The sequence below is a fragment of the Ideonella sp. genome (assembly GCF_044358605.1).
Classification (GTDB): Bacteria; Pseudomonadota; Gammaproteobacteria; order Burkholderiales; family Burkholderiaceae_C; genus Ideonella.
Map to the genome: position 1 here is coordinate 1 of NZ_JBIKNQ010000097.1, position 9,099 is coordinate 9,099.

9 protein-coding genes and 1 pseudogene are annotated in these 9,099 nt (G+C 62.7%); 2 read left to right on the forward strand and 8 right to left on the reverse strand.

Going from position 1 to position 9,099, the window contains the following annotated elements; all coding sequences use genetic code 11:
* On the forward strand, positions 1 to 905 hold a 905-nt coding region (locus ACIQ3Q_RS21620), incomplete at its 5' end, for an ATP-binding protein (RefSeq protein WP_396271306.1).
* Between the two features lie 111 nt (positions 906 to 1,016).
* On the opposite strand, the gene ACIQ3Q_RS21625 is transcribed toward ACIQ3Q_RS21620, so the two are convergent.
* The 4 genes and pseudogenes from ACIQ3Q_RS21625 to mnmH all read right to left on the reverse strand — a co-directional run bounded on the left by ACIQ3Q_RS21625 (position 1,017) and on the right by mnmH (position 3,615).
* Positions 1,017 to 1,640: a glutathione S-transferase family protein gene (locus tag ACIQ3Q_RS21625; RefSeq protein WP_396271308.1), complete on the reverse strand. Its 624-nt coding sequence runs from the start codon at positions 1,638 to 1,640 to the stop codon at positions 1,017 to 1,019.
* Positions 1,641 to 1,869: 229 nt separating this feature from the next.
* Positions 1,870 to 2,358: pseudogene (locus tag ACIQ3Q_RS21630) on the reverse strand (CreA family protein).
* Positions 2,355 to 2,492 carry a hypothetical protein gene (locus ACIQ3Q_RS21635; RefSeq protein WP_396271310.1) on the reverse strand — a complete coding sequence of 46 codons (138 nt, stop codon included), beginning with the start codon at positions 2,490 to 2,492 and terminating at the stop codon, positions 2,355 to 2,357. Before ACIQ3Q_RS21635 ends, ACIQ3Q_RS21630 begins: the two are co-directional and overlap by 4 nt.
* Positions 2,493 to 2,556: 64 nt before the next feature.
* Positions 2,557 to 3,615, reverse strand: coding sequence for a tRNA 2-selenouridine(34) synthase MnmH (gene mnmH / locus ACIQ3Q_RS21640; protein ID WP_396271312.1), 1,059 nt, complete (start codon positions 3,613 to 3,615; stop codon positions 2,557 to 2,559).
* Positions 3,616 to 3,959: 344 nt separating this feature from the next.
* On the opposite strand from mnmH, the gene ACIQ3Q_RS21645 reads away from it, so the two are divergent.
* The gene (locus tag ACIQ3Q_RS21645) at positions 3,960 to 5,228 is read left to right on the forward strand and encodes a PKD domain-containing protein (protein WP_396271313.1); all 1,269 of its coding nucleotides are present in this window, start codon (positions 3,960 to 3,962) and stop codon (positions 5,226 to 5,228) included.
* Positions 5,229 to 5,286: 58 nt separating this feature from the next.
* On the opposite strand, the gene ACIQ3Q_RS21650 is transcribed toward ACIQ3Q_RS21645, so the two are convergent.
* The 4 genes from ACIQ3Q_RS21650 to ACIQ3Q_RS21665 all read right to left on the reverse strand — a co-directional run.
* Positions 5,287 to 6,351, reverse strand: coding sequence for a calcium:proton antiporter (locus ACIQ3Q_RS21650; RefSeq protein WP_396271315.1), 1,065 nt, complete (start codon positions 6,349 to 6,351; stop codon positions 5,287 to 5,289).
* A 115-nt stretch (positions 6,352 to 6,466) separates the two neighbouring features.
* Positions 6,467 to 6,907, reverse strand: coding sequence for a hypothetical protein (locus ACIQ3Q_RS21655; protein ID WP_396271316.1), 441 nt, complete (start codon positions 6,905 to 6,907; stop codon positions 6,467 to 6,469).
* Positions 6,904 to 8,031, reverse strand: a complete 1,128-nt coding sequence (locus tag ACIQ3Q_RS21660; protein WP_396271317.1) for an ABC transporter substrate-binding protein — start codon at positions 8,029 to 8,031, stop codon at positions 6,904 to 6,906. The genes ACIQ3Q_RS21655 and ACIQ3Q_RS21660 overlap by 4 nt, the downstream gene beginning before the upstream one ends.
* Positions 8,032 to 8,404: 373 nt before the next feature.
* The coding region (locus ACIQ3Q_RS21665) for a VWA domain-containing protein (protein WP_396271318.1) at positions 8,405 to 9,099 on the reverse strand (695 nt) is incomplete at its 5' end.

Sequence of the window (9,099 nt, forward strand, 5' to 3'; positions counted from 1 at the left end):
CCCGGCTGCTGGAGCGTTTCAAGGGCCTGAACATCGGCGCGGCGGGCTTCTCTTTTGGCTTCCAGGTGGACGCCGTGGGCAAGCCCGGTGGCGCGACCTTGGGTGAAGTGTTCATCGAACTGGTGGACAAGGTGGAGACGGACGTCGTCCTCATCATGGACGAGGTGCAACAGGCGCTGGGGACAGAGGATGGGGCCAACCTGCTGTTTGCCTTGAAGTCGGCCCGTGATGCCGTGAACACCCGGCCAGTGACACCGGGCCACCTCTTGGTGCTGGGCACCGGCTCGCACAAGTCCTTGGTGGCCGATATGGCCACCCGCCGGTCTCAGCCGTTCGCCGGTGCTGTGTCCACCGGGTATGAGCCTTTGGGCGCCGACTTTGTCGATTGGAAGAGGGCTCGGCTAGCGCAGATCGAAGGCATCAGGCTGCCATCACACGAGGTGATGCACGACGGTTTTCTGGCGGTGGGGCAGCGCCCAGAGGAGTTGCAGACCGCGCTCGTGCTGCTGCAGGCGCGGCCTGAGGACCCAGACCTTGCTTTCCCTATCATTTGTTCCACCTTGGCGTCGGCGGCGGCAGAGGTGGAGATCGCCACCATTGAGACCTTGGGCGTCTTGGCTTCGGCCATCTTTGACCGCGTGGTCTCTGGCAACGAGTCGGGTGGGCCGAAGCTGTTTTCTGCGGACGCCCTCAGCAGTTACTCCGAGCAGATCGGCATGTCAGTGGATACGCCGCAGGTGCAGAACATGGTGGACCGGATGATCACGGCCAACCTCATCTTGCGGCAGTCCCATGGTGTGTACGCGGTGGCGGACCCGTTTGTGCGGCAAGCCTGGCTTCAGCGAAAGGCCATGCAGGTGCTGAGTCCTGGTATACAACGCGGTGCCGATGAGACGGCTGCTTGAATTCGGTGTCTCTCCACTGAATCGACAAAGCGGCCCATGCCTGCAAACACCTGTCAACCCACAGGCACCCCAAGCCGAATTTACCCCGCTGCGGCGAAGACGCTTGGGGACTCATGCATAGGCGTATTCGCCACCCTTTTTGAGTGCGGCCTGGTACGCCGGGCGGGCGTGGATCTTCTTGAGCCAGGCCAAGGTGGCGGGGCGCGACGAGCCGAGGCCTGCGCGTGACACTGCGGCTTCGAGCGGGAAGCTCATCATGATGTCGGCGGCGGTCATGGTATGGCCGGCGAACCAGGCGCGCGAGCTCAGCACTTGCTCCACGTAGTCCAGGTGTACGTCCACCATGGGCTGAACTTTCTTGACCGCGATCCCGCCGATCAGCGGCACCTTGCTCATGGCCAGCATCAGCAATAGGTTGGGCATGACGGAGCCTTCGGCGTAGTGCAGAAACTGGCGGTATTGGCGCAGGCCTTCGTCGGGGTCGCTGGGGCCGAGGCGCCCGGTTTTCTCAACCAAGTATTCACAGATGGCGCCGGTTTCCACCAGCTTGAGCGTGCCGTCTTCCAGCACCGGCGACTTGCCCAGCGGATGCACCGCCTTCAGCTCGGGCGGGGCCAGCATGGTGGCTTTGTTGCGCTCGTAGAAGCGGATTTCGTAGGGCAGCTCCAGCTCTTCGAGCAGCCACAGCAGGCGTTGCGAGCGGGAGTGGTTCAGGTGGTGAACGATGAGGGACATGCGCTTTCCATTGAAGGCTGAAGGACTGGATGGTGGTGGCTTCAGTCGCAACTTGGGCCTGAGGTCCGCTGAGAGGCTTTTGTGTGCGTGAAGCTCACCTCAATGCTCATGCGCCCCGCGCCAGCCGCTGGGCACATCCAGCCGTTCAGACTTGGCGGCGAAGACCTCGTGCAGCTACTCGCCCAAGCAGGCGGCGGAGCCTGGCGGCAGGGTGCGGCCTGCGTCGGGCTTATCTGACGGGGATCGGCGTGCTGCGCTCCACCGCCACGGCGGTGACGCTGTTTTGCGGTGAGCCTTCGATCACGCGGTCGGAGTAGGTGAGGTAGACCAGGGCGTTGCGCTGGGTGTCCACCATGCGCACGATGCGCAGCTTCTTGAAGACCAGCGAGATGCGCTCGTTGAACACCTCTTCTTGCTGCGGCAGGGCCTTGGCAAAAGAGATGGGGCCGACCTGGCGGCAGGCGATGGAGGCTTCGGATTTATCTTCCGCCAAACCCTACGCACCCTTGATGCCGCCGGTTTTGGCGCGCGACACATAGCAGGCTACGCCAGCCACCTTGGGGTCGTCATAGGCCTCGACCACGATTTTGTGGTCCGGGCCGATGAACTTGAAGACGGTGTCCACCTCGCCAATGCTTTCGGCGTGGGCGGCCGTCCAGCCACCCAGAGCCGCCAGGCCCAAGGCCAAGAGCGCCGTCAGAGGTGGGCGGCGTGTCATTTGTTTTTCAGCTTGCCACGCACGGGCACGGCCGTGATGGGGGCGACCGGGCGGTCAGAGCCAATCGGCTTGGCGGGGCCGGTTTCCTTTTTGGGTTTCTTGGCTTCTTTGCTGCTGCGTTGTTCCTTGCCCATGATTTCTCCTGATGGTGGGGCTAAAGCGGCTCGGATGAGCGGCAGCCATGATTGTGGCGCGAATTCAGCGGCTTGCAACCGCTGCCAACACCGCTTGCGCCACGCGCTCAATGCCGCTGTCATCCAGGCTGGTGGCCGGTATGGCCCGTCGCTTGGCCCAATGCTTGAAGTTGCCGCTTTGCGAGCGCGCATAGAGCGGGTCGTAGTGCTGGGTGGCCAAAGCTTCAAACAGCGGCGCCAGGGCATGGCTTTGCGCCCAGGTTTGCCACTGGGCCACCACCTGCCCGCCATGGGCTTCGCGCAGTGCCCCTAAGCGGCGGGCCAGCGCAGCGGGGTCGTCTCCCAAATAGGCGTAGTCGCGCAGCAGATAAGCCAAGCGTGCCTCCGCGCTGGCGCAGATCTCCAAGCAGGGCGCAGAGCGCAGTCGCTCGACCAAGGGCGTGGGCAGGGCGATCTGGCCGATCTTGCGGCTCTCCGCCTCAATGAAGACGGGGCGGTTCAGGTCCAGCCCTTCGAGCACGGTGGCCAGCTGCGTTTCAAAAGCCTTCTGGCTGGGCTGGGCTTGGCCTGGCCAGTGGCCGAGCAGTGAGCCTTTGTGCCGCGCCAGGCCTTCCAGATCGATCACCTGCGCGCCTTGCGCGGCCAGCGCATGCAGCACCCGCGTTTTGGCACTGCCGGTGGGCCCACACAGCACCTGCAGCGGCAGTTGCGGGGCGATGCGCGCGATAGCTTCGATCACATGCTGGCGCCAGCGCTTGTAGCCCCCCTGCAATTGCTGGGCATCCCAGCCCACCATGCGCAGCCAGGTCACCATGGAGCCACTGCGCATGCCGCCACGCCAGCAATACACCAGCGGCTTCCAGGTGCTGGGCATGCCCGCAAGGCTGTGCCGCAAATGCCGGCCCAAGTTGGCCGCCACCATGCCCCCGCCCAAGCGCCGGGCCTCGAAGGCACCGTGTTGCTTATAGAGCGTGCCCACAATGCGCCGCTCTTCGTCGTCCAGCACAGGCAGGTTTACGGCGCCGGGGAGGTGGTCCTCGGCAAACTCCAGCGGCGAGCGCGCGTCAATCACGGCATTGAACAAATGCCGGTCGGCGACGGTGGTGGGGGCACGTTGGCTCATGCGCGTGAGGCTGTTGGGGCTGAAGGGCGGAGAAGGCAAATGGCCATGGCACGAGGGACTGGGCGTCGGCACAAGAGTGAGTTTCGCACGGCCACCTGGTGGGTGGATGCGGCAGAGGTGCGGCTGCTATAGTCTTTCAACCGCAGCTATGAAGACCAGCGAAGAGGCTGCTAGTGAGGCCAGTTTTCCCTGCGCCGACCTGGCTGAATCTTCGACGGGGATGACCCGCTTAGGTGGGGCACAGACGCCACCCAAGGCGAGTTGCGGCAAAGGCAAGCATGTTTCAAAAAGCGAGCGTACGAATCGCGCAAACAAGCGCGGTCGTCGGCTCTGAGGAGGAATCTATGTCAATCATCCACTGGGGTGTGGCTGCCGCAATTGCGGTCAGTACGCCCTCTATCCTGGCCGCTGGCACCAACACAGGTTTGAAGTACATCAGTACTTCCGGCGACTACATTGGCGGAGGGCAAACTCGCACCCTGACTCCGCCTGGCGCGACCGTGACGGTCACAGGGACCGCCCAGCTTGTCCGCGTCAACGTGACGGACCCTAGCAATTGGTGGTACCTGGACTTTGCCGCGCCCTCCAGCGCCAATCTCACAAAGGGCAGTTACCCTGCGGCGAGTCGCTATCCCTTTCAGTCCCCGATGGAGCCCGGGCTGTCGATGTCGGGTAATGGTCGAGGCTGCAATCAACTCAAGGGCTGGTTTCGAGTTCGCGAATATGTGCGCGACGCTGCGGGCACCGTCAAGTCACTGGCGATCGACTATCTCCAAAACTGTGAGGTCACTGGCCCGCCGCTCTACGGCGCCATTCGCTACAACAGCAAGTTTGCGTTAAAGGTGCCGACGACGGCTGCGATTGCCGGTCCAGACTTTGCGACATTGGAGTTGCGCGATACGGTGTTGGACGGTACTCAGTCCTTCACGCGACGCGCAGGTGGCCTCAGCTATCAATGGACCCAAACCGAAGGCCCGACGGTTGAATTGAAGAGCGCCACTACGGCCACGCCGAGTTTCACGGCCCCCGCAGTAGGCATTGCTGGCACAACCTTGCGCTTCAAGTTGGACACCACTGATCGCAAAGGGGAGACCTCGACCGACGATGTGATCGTGGTGGTTAACAGCAAGGCTGCACCACGAACTGAAGCGCGCTTCGGCGGGGATCCGGGTGACTACATCACCGGCGGGGTCACGAGGGAGTACAACGTCGTCAACTCCACCATCCGGTTTTCCCGCAATTACGATGGAGGCGTCAGTGCCTCTGTCAGTGGTGATACCTGGTGGAACTTCGACACTGCGGCACCAGAAGGCCAAGTTTATAAGCCAGGAACCTACGCCAATGCACAGCGCTTTCCGTTTCAATCAGCCACGGCCCCAGGCTTGAGCTTGTCGGGAGCGGGCCGGGGATGCAACACATTGACAGGTTCCTTTGTGGTGTACCAGGCTGAGTTCGATACTGCTGGCAATCCGACCGTCGCCGACATTGCTTTTGAGCAGTACTGTGAGGGCGGCAAGGCCAAGTCCTACGGTGAGTTTGTCTTGAACGCCGTGCCTCACGGCATGGTTCAGCGGCAATTGGCTGCGGCCCGCAAGCGATCTCCGCGAGAGTGAGTGAGTCAGGAGGAGGGCTTGCCCTTCTCCTGCCGCATAGGCCCGTGCCGCGCTGTTCTTAGGGCACGAAGGTCAAAAACAAGAACGCAGCGAACACCACCAAGTGGATCGCCCCTTGCATCAAGTTGGTGCGGCCTGAGGCGAGGGTGATGGCGCCGACGAGAAAGGTCAGGAGCAAGAGGGCCATGTCTTTGGGGACGAGGCCCAGCGTCAGCGGCAAGCCCAGCCAAACCGATGCCAACACGACCACGGGAATGGTCAGGCCGATGGACGCGAGGGCCGAGCCGATGGCCAAGTTCATGCTGGTTTGCAGGCGGTTGGCGCGCGCCGCGCGAAAGGCTGCCCAGGTTTCTGGGGCCAGCACGATGATGGCGATCATGGTGCCCACCACGGCAGCCGGGGCCTGCCATTGGCGCACCAGGGCCTCCAAGGTGGGCGACAGCAGTTTGGCCAGGCCCACCACTGACACCAAGGCCACGATCAAGAGTGCAAAGCTGGCAAGCGCCTGGCCAGTCGTCGGCGGCGCTGCATGGACGTCTTCATCCGCTGCATCCTGGGCGGGCAAAAAATAATCGCGGTGGCGAACGGTTTGAATGAACACAAACACCAACCAGAGCACCAGGGAACCGGTCGCCACAAAAATCAGTTGAGACGCCGTGTAGTTCGCACCCGGCGCGCTGGTGGTCAAGCTCGGAAGCACCAGCACCAAAGTGGACATGACGACCAAGGCGGCCAGCCCTGAGCCCGTACCTTCGATGCGGAAGAGTTGCTCTTTGTGGCGCAGGCCGCCAGCCAGCAGGCACACGCCCACCACGCCATTGCAGATGATCATCACCGCCGCGTAGATGGTGTCGCGCGGCACCGTCGCGGCATTCGCCCCGCCCGCCAGCATCATCGACAGCACCAATGCCACTTCAATGACGGTCACCGCCAGGGCCAGCACCAAGGTACCGTAGGGCTCCCCCACCTTGTGAGCGATCACCTCGGCATGGTGGACCGAGCTGACCACGGCCAGCACCAGTGAAGGCACCGCCAGCCAGACAAACATGGCGTGGTGGGGCCACAGCAAGCCGCTGGCAAACACCAGCGCGCTCAGCAAGGGATAGGCGATAAAGGACAGCATGGGCGCATTCTGACGGGTGCCGCCAATTCCGAGAGCGTCTAGGGCTTGTTAAAACCGCCTCGTCTCGCTACTGCCCTTCGCCTTGCCATGTTTCTGAGGGGGCAGGGCATGCAACTTACCGGCGCAGCGGGCCGGGGCCGCGTCCATCGGCTCGCTCTGCGCCTTCATGCTGCCCTGGCTCCATGGCGTAGTGCCCGTAGGCGGGTTCACGCTGCCACTGGGGCATGTCGGACTCTTTGCGCCAGCCCCTGAGGGGCAGTGAGCGCTGGGCGATGTTTCGCCAGGTGGTGGACTGGCGGCGCAGGGCCACCACGGCGGCCACGTACTCGGCGGCCCGGCCCGCAAAGTCCAGGCTGACGATGAAGCTCATGGTCGGGTCGCCCACGCCGAAGACAAAGGGCAACATCAGCGTGCGCAGCAAGAGCTGGGTGCCTGATTTGCCCAGGGAGTAGGCCGCAAGCTGGGTGTCGTCACGCCAGCACTTCAGCACTTGAGGAACGTAATACAGGGGAAGTAGAAGACCGGCTGCCACATAAACCACCTGTATGACGTTCATGCTTTGATCTCCCCCGAGCCGCTCTTGCGCACCACTTTCAGATAGTGATAGCCCACGTTCTGGGCATCAAAGGCGACGCGCACGCCTGCTAAGTCAATGGGCCTGCGCAAAGCCGCTTGCAGGGTGCTGCGCTGGCCATCATTCACCTTGTTCAGCGCGGCGCTCAGCACCGAGCCATACATAAAGCCCTCGAAGGCCGTGAGCGAGCGCAGCGCTTCCGGCCGCTTGGCCGCCTCGGCCAGGCGCCTGAAGCGGCCCGCCAGTTCGGTGGTGCTGGAGCGCGGCAGAGGAAAGGCGGAGACCAGCCCCAAGCCCGCCAGGCTTTTCTCGGTGGAGTCGGCCAACTGCCGAGTGGCGCAGAACGACATGCAGAACACCGGGTTCATGAAGAACTTGGCGGTGCGGGCGTGGATGACGCCCTTGACCATGGGCGACACGATCATCAGCATCAGCAAGGCACCGGCCTTGTGCTGGATGTCTACGGCCTTGTCCACCGCTTGGGTCACGTCTTTGCCGGTGCGCTCGGCGGCCTCGGCTGTGGCGATGGTCAACCCCAGCTTGGCGGCTGCCACCTTGCCATGCTCGACCGAGGACTTGCCAAAGGCGTCGTCTGAATAAACCACCGCCAGGCGGTCCAGACCCGCGCCTTTGATGGTGGAGAGCATCAAGGTCAGCTCGTCTGAAAACGAGGCCCGCAGGTGGAACACCAAGGGCGAGCCATCGCGCAGTTCAGCTGCACCAGAACGTAAGCCCACCACAGGCAGACCGCCCTTGATGGCCACCGGCAGTGCCGCCTTGGCATGGGGGGTGCCCACAATGCCTGAGGCCGCAATGATGCTGCGGTCTTTGCTGAATTTGTCGATGATGCGAACGGTCTCGTCCGCGTTCGCCTTGTCGTCTTCCCAGACAGGCTCAATGTCCACGCCACTTTGCTCGGCCTGCGTAAAGGCCAGCTCATAGCCCAGGCGCAAGTCGGCAGCGACTTCGGCTTGCACGCCCGTGAAGGGCAGGGCCAAACCCACTCTAACTTTGGGTGCCGCATGCACCCGCGTGGGCCATAGCAAGCCCGACGACACGGGCAACGCCAACGCGCCCGCGCCTTCCAACAAGGTCCGCCGTCTCATTCTTCTTCCTCCCGAGCCTGACAAGCGCTCGGCCAACGATTTATTGCTCTGAGCCGACAACTTCCTCTTGGTCTCAAGAGAAGTGCGGTGGCTCGGTCTTTATGGTTTGTTGACGCTCTGATGTAACCGCAGAGTTAAGCCAAAATGACAAAGTCTAATCGAGCTGCATCCAACAAAGTCTGACGCTTAAGACTTACGTTACAGCTAGACACAATGCCCGGCGTTGTGAGCCCGACTTGTGCGTGATGTGTCTTTGTATCCGCCTTTTATGGCGCGCCAGTGACGGACCCATGCTGCCGTGCAACTCCACCGCAATGGCGTCGCCAGGGCACAACGCTATGGCGCCAAAACTTAACGTGATTCATCACCCGCATCAGGGTGTGCGGCCTGATCCCTGTGTGACCAAACCTTGTGCAGCAGCCCAGCCCGCCACATCTTCTCGGCGAATGGTGGCGGCCATCAGCCCGGGAAAGGCGTCTGGCGTACAGGCAAAAGAAGGCACACCCAGTGCGGCCAGCTTGGCAGCAAGTTCCCGGTCAAAAGAAGGGGCTCCTTCATCGCTGAGTGCCAGCAAGGCCACGCATTGCACCCCGGACTCCACCAATTCGGCGGCACGCCGCAGAAGCTTGGTTTCGACGCCGCCTTCGTACAGGTCGGAAATGAGCACAAAAATCGTGTTGCGCGGGTCGGTGATCAAACTCTGGCAATAGGCCACCGCACCTTCAATGTCCGTGCCGCCGCCGAGCTGGACGCCAAAGAGCAACTCCACCGGGTCGTGCAGGTGCTCGCTCATGTCCACCACTTGGGTGTCGAACACCACCAGCTTGGTGGACACCGCGGGCAACGACGCCAAGACAGCGCCAAAGATGCTGCTGTAGACCACGCTGGCCGCCATGGAGCCGCTTTGGGGCACTTCGCGAAACCCGGTTTTCGCGAAGTGCCCCAGGCCGATATCGGGCATCGCCGCCAGATTGGTCTTTTCGAGCTGCGCCGTGCGCCTCTGCGCGGCCTTTTGGGGCGCTCGGGCCCCTGCAAAACCCGATTTCCGGGCTCCGCAGACGCACCTCG

Coding starts and splice junctions, on each gene's coding strand:
- mnmH (WP_396271312.1), bottom strand. CDS start 3,615: ATGAGCCAACGTGCCCCCACCACCGTCGCCGACCGGCATTTGTTCAAT.
- ACIQ3Q_RS21625 (WP_396271308.1), bottom strand. CDS start 1,640: ATGTCCCTCATCGTTCACCACCTGAACCACTCCCGCTCGCAACGCCTG.
- ACIQ3Q_RS21645 (WP_396271313.1), top strand. CDS start 3,960: ATGTCAATCATCCACTGGGGTGTGGCTGCCGCAATTGCGGTCAGTACG.
- ACIQ3Q_RS21635 (WP_396271310.1), bottom strand. CDS start 2,492: ATGGGCAAGGAACAACGCAGCAGCAAAGAAGCCAAGAAACCCAAAAAG.
- ACIQ3Q_RS21655 (WP_396271316.1), bottom strand. CDS start 6,907: ATGAACGTCATACAGGTGGTTTATGTGGCAGCCGGTCTTCTACTTCCC.
- ACIQ3Q_RS21650 (WP_396271315.1), bottom strand. CDS start 6,351: ATGCTGTCCTTTATCGCCTATCCCTTGCTGAGCGCGCTGGTGTTTGCC.
- ACIQ3Q_RS21660 (WP_396271317.1), bottom strand. CDS start 8,031: ATGAGACGGCGGACCTTGTTGGAAGGCGCGGGCGCGTTGGCGTTGCCC.